The sequence below is a fragment of the Streptomyces sp. NPDC059875 genome (assembly GCF_042731085.1).
Classification (GTDB): Bacteria; Actinomycetota; Actinomycetes; order Streptomycetales; family Streptomycetaceae; genus Streptomyces.
In genome coordinates this window covers 31,598-47,610 of record NZ_JBHWJZ010000012.1, presented here as the reverse complement: position 1 = coordinate 47,610, position 16,013 = coordinate 31,598, and the positions used below count along the sequence as shown (strand labels likewise).

General features: G+C 69.9%; 19 protein-coding genes, 1 tRNA gene and 1 riboswitch. Of the genes, 6 read left to right on the top strand and 14 right to left on the bottom strand.

The window, feature by feature from the left end:
- Positions 1 to 130 precede the first annotated feature (130 nt).
- The 3 genes from ACFV9D_RS16880 (at position 131) to ACFV9D_RS16870 (ending at position 1,527) form a co-directional block, all read left to right on the top strand.
- The gene (locus tag ACFV9D_RS16880) at positions 131 to 772 is read left to right on the top strand and encodes an HNH endonuclease signature motif containing protein (RefSeq protein WP_385146130.1); all 642 of its coding nucleotides are present in this window, start codon (positions 131 to 133) and stop codon (positions 770 to 772) included.
- Positions 769 to 1,440 (top strand): HNH endonuclease, encoded by a 672-nt coding sequence (locus ACFV9D_RS16875; protein WP_385146128.1) that lies wholly within the window; start codon positions 769 to 771, stop codon positions 1,438 to 1,440. Before ACFV9D_RS16880 ends, ACFV9D_RS16875 begins: the two co-directional genes overlap by 4 nt.
- 12 nt (positions 1,441 to 1,452) lie before the next feature.
- A tRNA-Leu gene (locus ACFV9D_RS16870) sits at positions 1,453 to 1,527 on the top strand.
- A gap of 48 nt (positions 1,528 to 1,575) precedes the next feature.
- Here the strand turns inward: ACFV9D_RS16870 and rdgB are convergent.
- From rdgB to ACFV9D_RS16850, 4 genes are all read right to left on the bottom strand, one after another.
- Positions 1,576 to 2,178 (bottom strand): RdgB/HAM1 family non-canonical purine NTP pyrophosphatase, encoded by a 603-nt coding sequence (gene rdgB, locus ACFV9D_RS16865; protein ID WP_385146126.1) that lies wholly within the window; start codon positions 2,176 to 2,178, stop codon positions 1,576 to 1,578.
- 19 nt (positions 2,179 to 2,197) lie between these two features.
- The gene (locus ACFV9D_RS16860; RefSeq protein ID WP_385146124.1) at positions 2,198 to 2,575 is read right to left on the bottom strand and encodes a hypothetical protein; all 378 of its coding nucleotides are present in this window, start codon (positions 2,573 to 2,575) and stop codon (positions 2,198 to 2,200) included.
- A gap of 85 nt (positions 2,576 to 2,660) precedes the next feature.
- On the bottom strand, positions 2,661 to 3,392 hold the full coding sequence (gene rph, locus ACFV9D_RS16855; RefSeq protein WP_137989107.1) for a ribonuclease PH: 732 nt from the start codon (positions 3,390 to 3,392) through the stop codon (positions 2,661 to 2,663).
- Between the two features lie 85 nt (positions 3,393 to 3,477).
- Positions 3,478 to 3,711 carry a glucose PTS transporter subunit EIIB gene (locus ACFV9D_RS16850; RefSeq protein ID WP_093660495.1) on the bottom strand — a complete coding sequence of 78 codons (234 nt, stop codon included), beginning with the start codon at positions 3,709 to 3,711 and terminating at the stop codon, positions 3,478 to 3,480.
- A gap of 236 nt (positions 3,712 to 3,947) precedes the next feature.
- Between ACFV9D_RS16850 and ACFV9D_RS16845 the strand changes: the two genes are divergently transcribed.
- Both ACFV9D_RS16845 and ACFV9D_RS16840 read left to right on the top strand, forming a co-directional pair.
- Positions 3,948 to 5,249 carry a PTS transporter subunit EIIC gene (locus ACFV9D_RS16845; protein ID WP_385146121.1) on the top strand — a complete coding sequence of 434 codons (1,302 nt, stop codon included), beginning with the start codon at positions 3,948 to 3,950 and terminating at the stop codon, positions 5,247 to 5,249.
- A 263-nt stretch (positions 5,250 to 5,512) separates the two neighbouring features.
- Positions 5,513 to 6,778, top strand: a complete 1,266-nt coding sequence (locus ACFV9D_RS16840; protein WP_385146119.1) for a PTS transporter subunit EIIC — start codon at positions 5,513 to 5,515, stop codon at positions 6,776 to 6,778.
- A 70-nt stretch (positions 6,779 to 6,848) separates the two neighbouring features.
- Here the strand turns inward: ACFV9D_RS16840 and ACFV9D_RS16835 are convergent, their stop codons facing one another.
- Positions 6,849 to 7,601 carry an MBL fold metallo-hydrolase gene (locus ACFV9D_RS16835; protein ID WP_385146117.1) on the bottom strand — a complete coding sequence of 251 codons (753 nt, stop codon included), beginning with the start codon at positions 7,599 to 7,601 and terminating at the stop codon, positions 6,849 to 6,851.
- A 188-nt stretch (positions 7,602 to 7,789) separates the two neighbouring features.
- Here ACFV9D_RS16835 and ACFV9D_RS16830 point away from each other — a divergent pair, with 188 nt between their 5' ends.
- Complete coding sequence (locus ACFV9D_RS16830; protein WP_385146115.1) at positions 7,790 to 8,260, top strand: type II toxin-antitoxin system PemK/MazF family toxin; 471 nt, start codon at positions 7,790 to 7,792, stop codon at positions 8,258 to 8,260.
- 81 nt (positions 8,261 to 8,341) lie between these two features.
- Here the strand turns inward: ACFV9D_RS16830 and ACFV9D_RS16825 are convergent, their stop codons facing one another.
- The 9 genes from ACFV9D_RS16825 to ACFV9D_RS16785 form a co-directional block, all read right to left on the bottom strand.
- Positions 8,342 to 9,292, bottom strand: coding sequence for a PLP-dependent cysteine synthase family protein (locus ACFV9D_RS16825; protein ID WP_385146113.1), 951 nt, complete (start codon positions 9,290 to 9,292; stop codon positions 8,342 to 8,344).
- Positions 9,293 to 9,297: 5 nt separating this feature from the next.
- On the bottom strand, positions 9,298 to 9,585 hold the full coding sequence (locus ACFV9D_RS16820; RefSeq protein WP_329120102.1) for a MoaD/ThiS family protein: 288 nt from the start codon (positions 9,583 to 9,585) through the stop codon (positions 9,298 to 9,300).
- Positions 9,586 to 9,682: 97 nt separating this feature from the next.
- Positions 9,683 to 9,778, bottom strand: coding sequence for a putative leader peptide (locus tag ACFV9D_RS16815; RefSeq protein WP_329120100.1), 96 nt, complete (start codon positions 9,776 to 9,778; stop codon positions 9,683 to 9,685).
- A 44-nt stretch (positions 9,779 to 9,822) separates the two neighbouring features.
- Positions 9,823 to 10,608: an ABC transporter ATP-binding protein gene (locus tag ACFV9D_RS16810; RefSeq protein ID WP_385146111.1), complete on the bottom strand. Its 786-nt coding sequence runs from the start codon at positions 10,606 to 10,608 to the stop codon at positions 9,823 to 9,825.
- On the bottom strand, positions 10,605 to 11,600 hold the full coding sequence (locus tag ACFV9D_RS16805; protein WP_385146392.1) for a FecCD family ABC transporter permease: 996 nt from the start codon (positions 11,598 to 11,600) through the stop codon (positions 10,605 to 10,607). The genes ACFV9D_RS16810 and ACFV9D_RS16805 overlap by 4 nt, the downstream gene beginning before the upstream one ends.
- Positions 11,601 to 11,856: 256 nt before the next feature.
- Complete coding sequence (locus ACFV9D_RS16800; RefSeq protein WP_385146109.1) at positions 11,857 to 12,828, bottom strand: ABC transporter substrate-binding protein; 972 nt, start codon at positions 12,826 to 12,828, stop codon at positions 11,857 to 11,859.
- A gap of 8 nt (positions 12,829 to 12,836) precedes the next feature.
- Positions 12,837 to 12,987: riboswitch (adenosylcobalamin (AdoCbl) riboswitch) on the bottom strand.
- Between the two features lie 6 nt (positions 12,988 to 12,993).
- On the bottom strand, positions 12,994 to 13,632 hold the full coding sequence (locus tag ACFV9D_RS16795; RefSeq protein ID WP_385146107.1) for an HD domain-containing protein: 639 nt from the start codon (positions 13,630 to 13,632) through the stop codon (positions 12,994 to 12,996).
- Positions 13,633 to 13,860: 228 nt separating this feature from the next.
- Complete coding sequence (locus tag ACFV9D_RS16790; protein WP_385146105.1) at positions 13,861 to 14,286, bottom strand: Mov34/MPN/PAD-1 family protein; 426 nt, start codon at positions 14,284 to 14,286, stop codon at positions 13,861 to 13,863.
- 76 nt (positions 14,287 to 14,362) lie between these two features.
- On the bottom strand, positions 14,363 to 15,814 hold the full coding sequence (locus tag ACFV9D_RS16785; protein WP_385146103.1) for an amino acid permease: 1,452 nt from the start codon (positions 15,812 to 15,814) through the stop codon (positions 14,363 to 14,365).
- Positions 15,815 to 16,013: the final 199 nt, after the last annotated feature.

Sequence of the window (16,013 nt, the reverse complement as noted above, 5' to 3'; positions counted from 1 at the left end):
GCCCCGTGAACGACCCGCACCGCCGGAGAAGCGGTGCGGGTCGTTCCATATTTCGGATGTAACCGTCCGATATTCGGCTCGTTACTCCGTACGAGACCACGAACAGGTGGCCGGGGATGGAGGGGGTCAGGTGGGGACAAGCGCGTACACGAAGGAACGGCTGGAAGCGGCGGCGCGAGGGGCTCGGACACTGACTGAGGCGCTGGAGCGGCTGGGGGTGGAGCCGAGGAGCTCGACGCGGCGGTACGTGGCGGGGAGGATGCGGAAGCTGAGCGTGGACACGTCGCACTTCGAGCGGGAGGGGGTGCGGTGGACCAGGGAGGTCTTGGAGGAGGCGGTGGCTGCCTCCACGAACATGTGCGACGTGCTGCGCAGGCTCGGAGTCGAGGTTGTGGGTGGGCAGCACACGCACATCAGTCGCCGGATCAAGGCATACGGCATCGACACCTCGCACTTCCGCATGCCGTCCCGGCGAGGCGAGGCCTGGCGCCCTCGAACTCCTGAGGCTCTGCTCGTCGAGCAGACCGGACCTCAAGCCCGGCGTATCCCTAGCGACCGGCTCGCCTGCGCCATGACGGCGTCCGGAGTGCGGAATCGGTGCGCGCTCTGCGGCACGGAAGCAGTCTGGCGCAGTCGGCCGCTGCCTTTGGAGGTCGACCACGTCGACGGCGACTGGCGCAACAACCGGGTCGAGAACCTGCGGTTCCTCTGCCCCAACTGCCACTCGACGACGGACAGCTACCGAGGGCGAGCGAAGGGGCGCGCCCGATGACGATCGGCACGAGGTACACACGCGAGCGCCTCGCCGAAGCGGCGGCGCAGTGCTCGGACGTCGACCAGGTCATCGCCTTCCTCGGCACGCGGCCGTATGGCAACCTTCGTCGCCACCTCATGAGGCGCTTCGCTCACTACGGCATCGACATCTCGCACTTCCCACAACAACGACGCCGCGGACAATCGCCTCCTCGACCAGCAGCAAGAGAGCTGCGGCAGGCGGTCGAGCAGGCTCTCTCCGTGGCGGGAGCGCTGCGCGCCCTGGGCAGGCCGTCCAGCGGTCACATGCGTGCACTGTTCCGAAGGTGGGTGGCGGAGGACGGTCTCGACACCTCCCACTTCCTGGGCCAGGCTCACCAAAGGGGGAAGCCTGGAAACGCCCGGCGCTCCGAGGAGATCCTGATCCGGCACAGCGGGCAACGTCGGACGAGGACCCACCTGCTGCGCCGCGCGCTACGAGAGGTCGGCGTACCCGAGGAGTGTGCCGATTGCGGCGTCGGGCCCGAGTGGCTCGGCAGGCCGATGACGCTGGAGGTCGACCACATCAACGGCGACTGGAACGACGACCGCGCCGAGAACCTTCGGCTGCTCTGCCCCAACTGCCATGCGATCACTGACACCTGGTGCAGGGGAGGCAAGCGCAGGACCAGTCCCAGGGGCCAGTAAAGTAATGAGGCCGGGCCCGTATCCCAGCTGGCAAGAGGACGCCGGTTTAGATCCGGTGCGTCGTGGGTTCGAGTCCCACCGGGCCCACCCGAAAGGGCGCGTCACCCAGAGGGTGCCGCGCCCTTCGTGTTGCCCTCAGCCCAACAACTCCCGCACCACCGGCACCAGCGCCCTGAACGCCTTCCCCCGGTGGCTGATCGCGTTCTTCTCCTCCGGGGACAGCTGCGCGCACGTCACCTCGTGGCCCTCCGGCTGGAGGATCGGGTCGTAGCCGAAGCCGTTCGTGCCGATCGGGGCGTGGCGGAGGATGCCGCGCATGCGGCCCTCGACCACGCGCTCCGTGCCGTCCGGCAGGGCCAGGGCTGCCGCGCAGGCGAAGTGGGCGCCCCGGTGTGCGTCGTCGATGTCGGCGAGTTGGGCCAGGAGCAGGTCCAGGTTGGCGCGGTCGTTGCCGTGGGTGCCGGACCAGCGGGCCGAGAAGATGCCGGGGGCGCCGTTCAGGACGTCGACGCAGAGGCCGGAGTCGTCGGCGACGGCGGGGAGGCCGGTGGCGCGGGCCAGGGCGTGGGCCTTGAGGAGGGCGTTCTCGGCGAAGGTGACGCCGGTTTCCTTGACGTCGGGGATTTCCGGGTACGCGTCCGCGCCGACGAGGTCGTGGGTGAGGCCCGCGTCGGCGAGGATCGCGTGGAGTTCGGTGATCTTTCCGGCGTTACGGGTGGCGAGGATCAGGCGGGTCATGTCCCCAGTATCTACGGGGTCACGGGGTGCAGACCTTGCCGATCTCGGTGGCCGCGTCGGTGATCGGCTTGATGTCCGGGGTGGTGTCGCCGTTGTTGACGGCGGTCTTGACGGTTTCGACGCCCTTGGTGAGGTCGTCGACGGCCTTGGACAGGTCCGCGTTGTCGGTCGTGTCCTTGAGCTTGCCGAGCTCCGTGGAGATGTCGTTCAGGGCCTCGTTGAGCTGCGTCGGGTCGTTGGAGGCGTTGGAGACCGCCTGCTGGAGCTTGTCGACGCTGGTGGCTATCGCGTCGGCGGTCGCGACACAGTCCATTGCCTTGTCGAGGGCTCCGCAGCCGACGAGGGTGGTGGTGAGTACGGCTGCCGAGGCCACGGCGAGTGCGAGACGGCGCTTCAAGACTGGTCCTCCCCAGGGGATGTGGTGGCACGGGCGTACGGGTTCGAATCCCGTACGCCCGTGTTCGTGAAGACGCTGGCGCGGGCTACAGAGTTCCTTCGAGCGCCTTGCGCTGGATCTCGGCGAGTTCGGCGCAGCCGCCGGAGGCGAGGTCGAGGAGGGCGTTGAGCTCCTTGCGGTCGAAGGGCTCGGCTTCGGCGGTGCCCTGGACCTCGACGAAGCGGCCGTCGCCGGTGCAGACGACGTTCATGTCGGTCTCGGCGCGGACGTCCTCCTCGTAGCAGAGGTCGAGGAGGGGGGTGCCGTCGACGATGCCGACGGAGACGGCGGCGACGGTGCCGGTGAGGGGCTTGCGGCCGGCCTTGACGAGCTTCTTGCCCTGGGCCCAGGAGACGGCGTCGGCGAGGGCGACGTACGCGCCGGTGATGGCGGCGGTGCGGGTGCCGCCGTCGGCCTGGAGGACGTCGCAGTCGAGGACGATGGTGTTCTCGCCGAGCGCCTTGTAGTCGATGACGGCGCGCAGGGAGCGGCCGATGAGGCGGGAGATCTCGTGGGTACGGCCGCCGATCTTGCCGCGGACGGATTCGCGGTCGCCGCGGGTGTTGGTGGCGCGGGGGAGCATCGAGTACTCGCCGGTGACCCAGCCCTCGCCGCTGCCCTTGCGCCAGCGCGGGACGCCTTCGGTGACGGAGGCGGTGCAGAAGACCTTGGTGTCGCCGAAGGAGATGAGGACGGAGCCCTCGGCGTGCTTGCTCCATCCGCGTTCGATGGTGACGGGGCGGAGCTGTTCGGGGGTACGGCCGTCGATACGAGACATGGGACGAGCGTAGCCGTACGCGACGGGGGCCCGGTCCGCTGTCGGACCGGGCCCCCGTCGGGGAGTGGCAGCGTGCGTCAGCTGCTCACATCATGTCTTCGATGTCGGCGGCGATGGGGTCGGCGTCGGTGCCGATGACGACCTGGATCGCGGTGCCCATCTTCACGACGCCGTGGGCGCCGGCGGCCTTGAGGGCGGCCTCGTCGACCTTGCTGGGGTCGACGACTTCGGTGCGCAGGCGGGTGATGCAGCCCTCGACCTCTTCGATGTTGTCGATGCCGCCGAGCCCGGCGACGATCTTCTCAGCCTTGCTGGCCATGTGTCTCTCCCTGTCCGTTCCGTTCAAAGAAACGTGAGTCTCGGCGCACCGATGGTCCGCTTTGTCACGGTAACCCACGGTTGGCCCAACTTCGCGAGCGATTGCCCTCGTTCTGCCGAATGATGACGATCACCGGCGGCCTGCCCGCAGCGGGCTCCGGGAGCCTATCGCAACTGGTCTACACCAGTGTGCAACGCGAGTCGGGCCCGGCTTGTTCCGGGTCAGGGAGGACGCCGATGAGTGCGGACAGCGCGGCCGCCGCGCCGAAGAAATCGATGTGGGGCGGCCTCTTCCAAGGGCTGCAGAAGATGGGTCGCAGCCTCCAGCTGCCCATCGCCGTACTGCCGGCGGCCGGCATCATCAACCGTCTCGGACAGCCGGACGTCTTCGGTGAGGAAGGCCTCGGCTGGGACAACGTCGCGAAGGTGATGGCGGGCGCCGGTGGCGCGCTGCTCGACGGCAACCTCGGCCTGCCCCTGCTGTTCTGCATCGGTGTCGCGATCGGCATGGCGAAGAAGGCGGACGGTTCGACGGCGCTGGCCGCCACGGTGGGCTTCCTCGTCTACTACAACGTGCTGCGCCAGTTCCCCGAGAGCTGCCCGCCCGGAACGGCGGACATCAACGGCGGCTGCCTGGCGCCCGAGCAGGCGTTCAGCGGGTACACGTACCAGAACCCGGGTGTCTTCGGCGGCATCATCATCGGCCTGCTCACGGCCTGGTTCTGGCAGCGCTACCACCGGAAGAGGCTCGTGGACTGGCTGGGCTTCTTCAACGGCCGCCGGCTCGTGCCGATCATCATGACCTTCGTCGCGATCGCCTTCGCGTCCCTGTGCCTGTGGGTCTGGCCGCCGATCGGCGACGGTCTCGAGAACTTCAGCGACTGGCTGGTGGGCCTGGGCGCGTGGGGTTCGGGCATCTTCGGCGTCGCGAACCGCGCCCTGCTCGTCATCGGCCTGCACCAGTTCCTGAACGTGCCGATCTGGTTCCAGTTCGGCACGTACGAGAAGCCGGACGGTACGACGGTCCACGGCGACATCCCCATGTTCCTCGCGGGCGACCCGGACGCCGGTCAGTTCCTGACGGGCTTCTTCCCGATCATGATGTTCGCGCTCCCGGCGGCGGCCCTGGCGATCACCCACTGCGCGAAGCCGCACCGGCGCAAGGAGGTCGGCGGCATGATGCTGTCGGTCGCGCTGACGTCCTTCGTCACGGGCATCACGGAGCCGATCGAGTACTCGTTCCTCTTCATCGCCCCGCTGCTCTACGCGATCCACGCCGTGCTCACGGGTGTGTCGATGGCCGTGACCTGGGCGTTCGGGGTGAAGGACGGCTTCAGCTTCTCGGCGGGTCTGATCGACTACGCCATCAACTGGAACCTCGCGACGAAGCCGTGGCTGATCATTCCGATCGGCCTGTGCTTCGCCGTCGTCTATTACGTGATCTTCCGGTTCGCGATCACCAAGTTCGACCTGCCGACGCCGGGGCGCGAGCCGGAGGAGCTGGCGGAGGAGATGGAGCGGGACGTCACGAAGGCGTAGCCGATCCGGGGCCTTTCGGCCCGGCGCACGGAGCCTTTCAGGGCCCTCGGACCTCATGGTCCGGGGGCCTTTCGTCGCTCACTCCCCGCTATGGCGCGGCCACACAGAATTCGCAGGTTCCTTATCTAAGTCTCACGTGCTAAAACAGGTCTACACCACTCATTGGTGTAGACCACGCGGTCCAGACCACCGCGTTCCACGAGACGCCGCCGTCCCCCCGTAACACCAGTCCCCTGGCGGCGCCTTGCCCACTGGAGGAAGTTGTGTCTACGGCCAGTGCCGCCCCCGCGGCCGACAAGAAGAAGGGCTCCGGCGCGATGGCTGTCATGCAGCGCATCGGCCGCAGCCTCATGCTGCCGGTCGCGGTGCTGCCCGCCGCCGCGCTCCTGGTGCGGTTCGGCCAGCCCGACATGCTCGGCAAGGAGTCGTTCCCGGACTTCATCAACAAGCTCGCCGGCTACATGGCGGCCGGTGGCGGGGCCATCCTCGACAACATGGCCCTGCTGTTCGCCGTGGGTATCGCGATCGGCTTCGCGAAGAAGTCGGACGGCTCCACCGCGCTCGCGGCGGTGACCGGCTACCTGGTCTTCCAGAAGGTGCTCGCCACCTTCACGGACAAGAACCTGCCGCAGGTCGCCTCCGTCGTCGACGGCAAGATCGTCATGAACGACGCCCCGGTCAACGCCGGCGTCCTCGGCGGTGTCGTGATGGGCATCGTCGTCGCCCTGCTGTACCAGAAGTTCTACCGGACCAAGCTGCCCGACTGGGCCGGCTTCTTCGGTGGTCGCCGCCTGGTCCCGATCCTCTCCGCCTTCGCGGGCCTGGTCGTCGGCATCGTCTTCGGTGTGATCTGGCCGGTCCTGGGCACGGGTCTGCACAACCTCAGTGAGTGGCTCGTCGGCTCCGGTGCCGTCGGCGCGGGCATCTTCGGTGTCGCCAACCGTGCGCTGATCCCGATCGGCATGCACCACCTGCTGAACTCCTTCCCCTGGTTCCAGGCCGGTGAGTTCGAGGGCAAGCACGGTGACATCGCCCGCTTCCTCGCCGGCGACCCGTCCGCCGGACAGTTCATGACCGGCTTCTTCCCGATCATGATGTTCGCGCTCCCGGCGGCCTGCCTCGCGATCGTCCACTGCGCCCGCCCCGAGCGCCGCAAGGTCGTCGGCGGCATGATGTTCTCCCTCGCGCTCACCTCCTTCGTCACCGGTGTGACCGAGCCGATCGAGTTCACCTTCATGTTCATCGCGCCGGTGCTGTACGCGATCCACGCGGTCCTGACCGGTGTCTCGATGGCGCTGACCTGGGCGCTCGGGATGAAGGACGGCTTCGGCTTCTCCGCCGGTGCGGTCGACTTCCTGCTGAACCTCGGTATCGCGAGCAACCCGTGGGGCCTGGCCCTGGTCGGCCTCTGCTTCGCGGCGGTCTACTACGTGATCTTCCGCTTCGCGATCATCAAGTTCAACCTCCCGACGCCGGGCCGCGAGTCCGACGAGGAGCTCGCCGAACTGCAGAAGGCCGAGGCGAAGTAAGCCCCGAGCCCGTACGCGGTACACGGAAGGGCCCCGGAACCGAAAGGTTCCGGGGCCCTTCCCGTATGCCTCAGACCTCGTACACCGCGCCCGCGTACGCCAGCTCCGACGGCCCGTCGTACACCGCCCGCGCGTCCGCCAGGTTCTGGGCGCCGTCCGTCCACGGCGGGATGTGGGTCAGCACCAACCGGCCCACCGACGAGCGGGCCGCCTCCGCACCCGCCTCCCGGCCGTTGAGGTGGAGCGCCGGGATGTCCTCCTTGCCGTGCGTGAAGGACGCCTCGCACAGGAACAGATCCGTGCCGTCCGCGAGTTCGTGCAGCGCCTCGCAGGCGCCCGTGTCGCCCGAGTACGTGAGCGAACGGCCGCCGTGCTCGATCCTGATGGCGTACGCCTCCACCGGGTGGCACACCTTCTCCGTACGCACGGAGAACGGGCCGATCTCGAAGGAGCCGGACTTCAGGGTCCGGAAGTCGAAGACCTCGCTCATCGACTTGTCCGAGGGGGTGTCCGCGTACGCCGTGGTCAGGCGCTGTTCCGCGCCCTCCGGGGCGAAGACCGGGATCGCGTCGCAGCGGCCGCCCTCGTGCCGGTAGTACCGGGCGACGAAGTATCCGCACATGTCGATGCAGTGGTCGGCGTGGAGGTGGCTGAGGAAGATGGCGTCGAGGTCGTACAGACCGATGTGGCGCTGCAGCTCGCCGAGGGCGCCGTTGCCCATGTCGAGGAGCAGCCGGAAGCCGTCGGCCTCTACGAGGTAGCTCGAGCAGGCCGAATCCGCGGACGGGAAGGACCCGGAGCAGCCGACGACGGTGAGCTTCATGGAGCGTGAACCTCCGAGGGCGGAGAGCGGCGGGGGAGGTCTTGCGATGCGTCGAGCGTAAGGCGCGGCAGGGCCCGTCGCTCCTCCGCGGCGTCCCGTTGTGGGCGAACTCACGGGCTCTGTCACCGGTTCGGATGGACCTGGGGCGGGAGAGCGCGGGGTGGTGGGCGCCGGTAACGTCTTGGGGTATGGACACGTCCTGGTGGCCGGCGCTCGTCGCGGTCGTGGTGATCGCGCTGGTCGTGGCGGTGGCGGACGGCTTGAAGCGCTCGGGCCGGCGGCCCGGGGGGCGTACGCGGCCGCCCGCGCGACCTCCCGTGCGGCCACGCGCGCCGGGGAAGGCGCCCGCTCGGCTCCCCCGGGCGGGCGAGATCTGGTGGGCGGACGTGCCCTACGAGGACGGTCCCGGCTCCAAGGACCGTCCGTGTCTGGTGCTCGCCCTCCGCGGGGACTGCGCGCTCGTCGCCAAGATCACCAGCAAGTACCACGACGAGCGGCCGGGTGTGATCGCGCTGCCGCCGGGGTCGGTGGGGGACGCGCACGGGCGGCCCAGCTTCCTGGAGACGGACGAGCTGCGGGAGGTTCCGGTGTGGGAGTTCCGCCGCCGGGTGGGGACGGCGGACCCGGTCGTGTGGGACCAGGTCCGCCATCTTTCGTGACCCAGGTGCGGGTACGGGGCCGGTGTGCGGGCCCTTGCGCGGGCAGCGCGTCCGTGGCGGACGATTGCCCGCAACGGGTGCCTACGCCCAGAGCTGGCCCTGGACCGTGGCGATCGCTTCTTCCGTCGTCGCCGCCGTGTAGAGGCCGGTCGACAGGTACTTCCAGCCGCCGTCCGCGACGACGAAGGCGATGTCCGCGCTCTCGCCCGCCTTCACGGCCTTGTTGCCGACACCGATCGCAGCGTGCAGCGCCGCGCCCGTCGAGACGCCGGCGAAGATGCCCTCCTGCTGGAGGAGTTCCCGGGTACGCGTCACCGCGTCGGCCGAGCCGACCGAGAAGCGGGTGGTGAGGACGGAGGCGTCGTACAGCTCGGGCACGAAGCCCTCGTCCAGGTTCCGCAGGCCGTAGACGAGGTCGTCGTAGCGGGGTTCGGCGGCGACGATCTTGACGTCCGGCTTGTGCTCGCGCAGGTAGCGGCCGACGCCCATCAGCGTGCCGGTGGTGCCGAGGCCCGCCACGAAGTGGGTGATGGAGGGCAGGTCGGCGAGGATCTCGGGGCCGGTGCCGGCGTAGTGGGCGCCCGCGTTGTCCGGGTTGCCGTACTGGTAGAGCATCACCCACGAGGGGTTCTCGGCGCTGAGCTCCTTGGCGACCCGTACCGCCGTGTTCGACCCGCCTGCCGCCGGGGACGAGATGATCTCGGCCCCCCACATGGCGAGCAGCTGGCGGCGCTCCTCGCTGGTGTTCTCCGGCATGACGCAGACGATGCGGTAGCCCTTGAGCTTGGCCGCCATCGCGAGCGAGATGCCGGTGTTCCCGCTGGTCGGCTCCAGGATGGTGCAGCCGGGGGTGAGCCGGCCGGCGTTCTCGGCCTGCTCGATCATGTGGAGCGCGGGGCGGTCCTTGACCGAGCCGGTGGGGTTGCGGTCCTCCAGCTTGGCCCAGATACGGACGTCGTCCGAGGGTGAGAGCCGGGGCAGCCGGACGAGGGGCGTGTTGCCGACCGCCGCCAGCGGGGAGTCGTAACGCATGTGGATCAGACCATGCCGCCGGCCACGGCCGGCAGGATCGTGACGTTGTCGCCGTCGGTCAGCTTGGTGTTGATGCCGTCCAGGAAGCGGACGTCCTCGTCGTTCAGGTACACGTTGACGAAGCGGCGCAGCTCGCCGCCCTTGGCCTCGTCGACGATCCGGGCCTGGATGCCCGCGTGACGGGTCTCGAGGTCGGTGAAGAGCTCGGCGAGCGTCGCACCGCTGCCCTCGACGGCCTTGGCGCCGTCGGTGTAGGTGCGGAGGATGGTCGGGATGCGGACCTCGATGGCCATGGCATGGGCTCCTGTCGGAAGTGGCGTGAAAGGCGCGCGGCTCTGAATTGCCCCCGCGCGGGGGGTCGTGCTCCTGGGTGCGCTGGTGCGCCCCCGCTCACATCGCGCTGGCGAGGCGGCACAGGTCGACGTGCAACCGCGCCACGAGCAGCACGCTGCCCGGCGTCACTTCGCTCACGTCGTGGGAAACCATGCGGTCATCGTATCGATTCCCGGTCCGGGTTCCGGAATGTGATCTCACATGACGGACAGATCGCGCTCGACAGGCGGACCGGGCAGGTAGAGGACGGTGGGGGTACCGGTCCTCGGATGCGGGACGACCTCGGCTTCCACCCCGTACACGGCCCTGAGCAGCTCCGGGGTGAGGACGTCGGCGGGAGGGCCCTCGGCGACGACCCGGCCGCCGGTCAGGACGTAGAGCCGGTCGCAGTGGAGGGCGGCGAGGTTGAGGTCGTGCAGGGCGAGGAGGTTGGTGGTGCCCAAGTCGCGGACGAGGCGCAGGACTTCCAGCTGGTAGCGGATGTCGAGGTGGTTGGTGGGCTCGTCCAGGACGAGAAGGGCCGGGTCCTGGACGAGGGCTCGGGCGACCAGGGCGCGCTGGCGCTCGCCGCCGGAGAGGGTGGGGTACGGACGGTCGGCGAGCTCGGCGATGCCGACGCGGGCGAGGGCCTCCTCGGCGCGCAGGCGGTCGTCGCCCGTGTCGCCCTCCCAGAAGCGCTTGTGCGGGGAGCGGCCGAGGGCGACCAGTTCGCGGACGGTCAGCTCGAACTCGGTCGTCCCGTCCTGCGGGACGGTCGCGATCCGCCGGGCACGCGCCTTGGGGCCGAGGGTGCGCAGGTCGTCGCCGTCGAGGAGGGCACGGCCGGCGGTGGGGGTGAGGGTGCCGTAGACACAGCGCAGGAGGGTGGTCTTGCCGCTGCCGTTGGGGCCGACGAGTCCGACGGTCTCGCCGCGGCGTGCGGTGATGTCGACGCCCCGCAGCCGCGTCCCGTACGAGAGTGCCTCGGTGCGCAGCTCGGTCATACCGGGCTCCCTTCCGCGCGGCGGCGCATGAGCCAGAGGAAGAACGGGCCGCCGGTCAGGGCGGTGAGGACGCCGACGGGGATGTCCTGGGGTGCGGCGACGGTGCGGGCGGCCAGGTCGGCCAGGATCAGGGCGAGCGCCCCGCCGAGCGCGGCGACCGGCAGCAGGCGGCGGTGCGGGGCGCCGACGGCCATGCGGGCGGCGTGCGGGACCATCAGGCCGACGAAGCCGACGGCTCCGCTGACCGCGACCATGACGGCGGTGACCAGGGACGCGAGGACGAAGACGGCGGCGCGGAAGCGGGCCGTGTCCAGGCCGAGGACGGTCGCGCCCTCCTCGCCGACGAGGAGCAGGTCGAGCGGGCGGGCGAGGGTGACCAGGACCGCGGTGCCGAGGGCGACGGCGGCCGTGGGCAGGGCGAGGGCGTCCCAGCGGGCGCTGCCGAGGCCGCCGAGGGACCAGAACATCGCCTCCTGGAAGTGCTCGGGGCGCCGGGAGAGGACGAGGAACAGGGTGGTCAGCGCGGACAGGATGTACGAGACGGCGACGCCGGCGAGGACGAGCCGGGCGCCGGTCATCGTGGAGCCGCTGCGGGCGAGGGCGTAGACGAGGACCAGGGCGAGCAGGGCGCCGGCGAAGGCCCCGGCGGGCATGGCGACGGTGGAGGTGACGCCGCCGCCGATGCCGAGGACCAGGACGAGGACGGCGCCCGTCGACGCGCCGGAGGAGATCCCGAGCAGGAAGGGGTCGGCGAGGCGGTTGCGGACGAGGGCCTGGAGGACGGCGCCGACGACGGCGAGTCCGGCGCCGACGACCGCGCCGAGCAGGACGCGGGGCAGCCGGACGTCGAGGACGATCGTGCGGTACGGGGAGGGCGCGGCGCGGCCGGTGAGGATCTCGACGACGTCGCCCACGGGTATCCGTACCGACCCGAGGGCGACCCCGGCGACGACGGCGACCGCGAGGGCGACGAGAAGCCCGCCGAGGACCAGGGCGTACCGGCCGGGGCCGGGCCGCGCGGGGCCGAGCCGTCCGTAGCGGCGGCCTCCGGGCGCCGGGCCGGAGGCAGTGCCGGTCGGCGCCGGGCCGGAGGCAGTGCCGGTCGGCGCCGGGCCGGAGGCAGTGCCGGTCGGCGCCGGGCCGGAGGCAGTGTCGGCGCCGGGCCGGACGCGGTGCCCGCCGGGCCCGGGCCGGACGCGGTGCCCGCCGGGCCCGGGTCCGGCGCCGCCGCAGGTGGCGTCGCGGCCGTCACCGCGTCGGGTGGAGCTGGGCGGCCAGCTTCTCGATCGCCGCCGGGACGCGTACGCCGAGGACCGCGTCCGACAGGGGCATGACGGCAAAGCGCCGGTTCTTGATCGCCGGGACGTCCTTGAGGGCCGGGTCGTCCAGGAGGCGCTGCTTCTTCTGTTCGACGGTCGTCGAGCCGTAGTCGTAGATGACGACGACGTCCGGCTTGCGGGCGACGACCTGCTCCCAGGTCGCGTCGCCGAAGGTCCTGTCGAGGTCGGCGAAGACGTTGCGCCCGCCGGCGCGGGTGATCAGCTCGTTGCCGATGCCCTTGCCTCCGGCGGTGAACGCCGTCTTGTCGCCGCTGTCGTAGACGAAGACCGACACCGGGGCGATCCCGTCCAGCTTCTTCTCGGTCGCCGCGACGGTCCTCTTCGCCTCGGCCGTCCATCGCGCACCGCGGTCGGGGACGCCGAAGGTCCGGCCGACCTCGTCGACCTCCCGGTAGAGGTCGGCGAGGGAGGACGCGCCGGAGGGGCAGTACTCCATGCTCAGGCGGCTGTTGACGCCCGCCGCCTTCAAGTCGTCCCGGCTGCGCCCGGCCTTGGCGTCGAAGGCGCTGGCGTAGCCCCCGTGGACGAAGTCGGGGTCGGCGGCGAGCAGGGCCTCCTTGGAGGGGTACTCCTTCGCAAGGACCGGCACCGCGTCGTACGCCTTCTTGTACGCGGGCAGGATCCGGTCGTCCAGGTAGGCGGTGCCGGCCAGGGACTTCTCCAGGCCGAGGGCGAGCATGACCTCGGTGACGTGCTGGTTCATGGTGACGGCCCGCTCGGGCGGGGCCTGGTAGGTCGTCCTCACACCGCAGTTGGTGACGGTGTACGGGAATCCCGGCGCGGCTTTCGCCGCGGGGGCCCGGTCCGAGGGGGCCGAGCAGGCGGCGAGGAGCGGGACGAGGGCGGCGGCGGGCAGCAGGGTACGGCGGCGCCAGGTCATGACGGACGAGCCTCCTCCGGGGATTTCCACGTCCCCAGTCGGTGGTGAGAGGCGGCAGGTCAGTTCCTGGCTTCCGACGCCCGAGGGCGCTGGTCACAGTGGCGGGACCGTGCCGGATTCGCACCGGCTTCCTGGGTCCTGCCGCCCGGATGTCCGGTCAGTGTCTCATTCGGGCCAGGCGGAGCCCCGGATGGTCTCCACGAAGTCGCCGGGGGTGAAACCGGGCACGTGGTGGCGGAGGACGTCCGCCTTCACATTGCCGAAGGTGGTGTCCGGCTTGGGTGCGATGCCGTCGGTGAACGCCCGCAGGATGCGGCGCTTGAAGTCGGGGCGCGGGTGCAGGGCGACGATCGCGTCCCGGTCCTCGGGGGCGACGACGGCCGGGTCGTCGTATCCGATACCGAGGACGTCGTACTCGACGCCCGCCGTCACGAGCGCGACCTCGGGCTCCATGAACTCCGGGACGCCGGGGGTGGTGTGCAGCGCGATCGCGGTCCAGACGCGCCGCACGGCGTCTTCGCCGGCTCCGTGCGCGCGCAGGAAGCGTGCGGCCTCCTCGGCTCCGTCGACCTCGAAGCGGCGGCCGCTGCCGTGGTGGGCCTCGCCGAGGCCGAGGTCGTGGAACATCGCGCCGACGTAGAGGAGTTCGGGGTCGAAGTCGAGGCCGCGGGCGCGGCCCTGGAGGGCGCCGAAGAGGTGGACGCGGCGGGAGTGGTGGTAGATCAGCTCGCCGGCGGTGTCGCGGACGAGTTCGGTGGCGGCGGTGGCGAGCCTTCTGTCGGGAATCAAGGTGATCGGGTCCATGGGTCGAGCCTTCCTGGTGCGGGGCAGGGCCCGCCATGTCCCTGGGGACAGTCGTCCCACAGAATCGGACACATGACTCACTCGGTGGTGGTGCTCGCTTTCGACGGTGTCCGGCTGCTCGACGTCTCCGCGCCGCTGGAGGTGTTCACGACGGCGGGGGCGGAGGGCGTTCGCCCGGCATTTCGGGGTCACGCCCTCCGCGTACCTGGCCCGGTTCAGGACCACCCGCTACGCGTAGGCCTCGACGACCTTCACGTCCTCCTCGGTCACGACGCCTTCGACGATCGTGTAGGAGCGGAACTGGAAGGGGCCTGCGCCGTCGGTGTCGGCGGTGGAGACCAGGACGTAGTGGGCGCCGGGCTCGTTGGCGTACGAGATGTCGGTGCGGGACGGGTAGGCCTCGGTGGCGGTGTGCGAGTGGTAGATGATCACGGGTTCCTCGTCCCGGTCGTCCATCTCGCGGTAGAGCTTCAGAAGGTCGGCGGAGTCGAACTCGTAGAACGTGGGCGAGCGCGCGGCGTTCAGCATCGGGATGAACCGCTCGGGGCGGCCGCTGCCGGCCGGGCCCGCGACCACGCCGCAGGCCTCGTCGGGGTGGTCCGCGCGGGAGTGTTCCACGATCTGGTCGTACAGGGCCCGGGTGATGGTCAGCATGTCCGACAGGATAAGCAAAGGGGCCGTCCCGTACCGAGGAGTGGTACGGGACGGCCCGAATGCCGAGACGAGCGAGTCAGGAGCGCTTGGCGAAGGCCGCGCCCTCCGGGTTGCGCGCCTTCAGGACCAGGTACGCGACACCGAGGATCAGGGCCCACAGCGGCGCGCAGTACAGCGAGATCCGCGCGTCCTTGTCGATGCCCATCATCACGATGACCATGCCGATGAAGGCGAGCGAGAAGAGGCTGAACCAGATGCCGCCCGGCGCCTTGAACGGCGACTGGGGCAGCTCGCCGCGGTCGGCCTTGAGGCGGAAGCGGACCTGGCAGACCAGGATCATGATCCAGGCCCACATGCCGGAGATGGTGGCGAAGGAGACGACGTAGTTGAAGGCGTCGCCGGGCCACTGGTAGTTGATCCAGACGCCGACCATCATCAGCCCGGCCGAGAACGAGGTGCCGACCAGCGGCAGGCCGTTCTTGGTGAGCTTGGTGAAGAACTTGGGGCCCTGGCCGTTGAGCGCGAGGTCGCGCAGCATGCGGCCGGTGGAGTACATGCCCGAGTTGCAGGAGGAGAGCGCGGCGGTCAGGACGACGAAGTTCACGATCGCGGCGCCGACGCCGAGGCCCATCTTCTCGAAGGCCGCGACGAACGGGGAGACGCCCGGCTGGAAGTGGGTCCACGGGACGACCGAGAGGATCATGATCAGCGCGCCGACGTAGAAGACGGCGATGCGCCACGGAACGGTGTTGATGGCCTTGGGCAGGACGGTCTTCGGGTCCTTGGACTCGCCCGCCGTCACACCGACCAGCTCGACCGCGAGGAAGGCGAACATGACCATCTGCAGGGTCATCAGGGTGGAGCCGATGCCCTTGGGGAAGAAGCCGCCCTCGGACCACAGCAGGGTCATCGAGGCGGTGTCACCGGCGTCGGAGAAGCCGATGGTGAGGATGCCGGCGCAGATCAGGATCATGCCGACGATCGCGGTGACCTTGACCATCGAGAACCAGAACTCGAGCTCGCCGAAGAGCTTGACGGAGATCAGGTTCGCGAGGAACAGGACGACCGTGAAGATCAGGGCGAAGACCCATTGCGGCTGATTGAGGATGCCGTCCGCGTTCTTGGTCCAGTACTGCATGTACTCGGACGCCGCGGTCACCTCGGTGATGCCGGTGACGACCCAGAAGAGCCAGTACGTCCAGCCGGTCACGAAGCCCGCGAAGGGGCCGATGAACTCGCGTGCGTACTCCGAGAAGGAGCCGGACACGGGGCGGTACATGAGGAGCTCGCCGAGCGCCCGCATGATGAAGAAGATGACGAGGCCCGCGATGGCGTACGCGAGGATCAGGCTGGGTCCCGCCTTGGAGATGCCCTTGCCCGCGCCCAGGAAGAGGCCGGTGCCGATGGCGCCGCCGATCGCGATCATCTGGATCTGGCGGGCGCCGAGTGCCCGGTGGTAACCCTCGCCGTCGGCGGAGTCCGCGGCCTCACTGCCGTCGTGCTGCTTGTCGACCTGCACTGAGGTCATGGTGGTGCGCCTTTCTCCATGCTGACCCGCGCCGACTGCGTCTGGCTGCGGATCAGGTCCTGATCCCCCCGGATATGGATGGAGTGCTACCGGCGGTCAGCCGGTCAAAGCGCCCCCGGGAACAGGGGTGGCGTCCCCGGGCGGTCGTGAAGATTTATCACGGGGGAAACAGTGATCGAGGAGGGTCTATGTGGCGCAC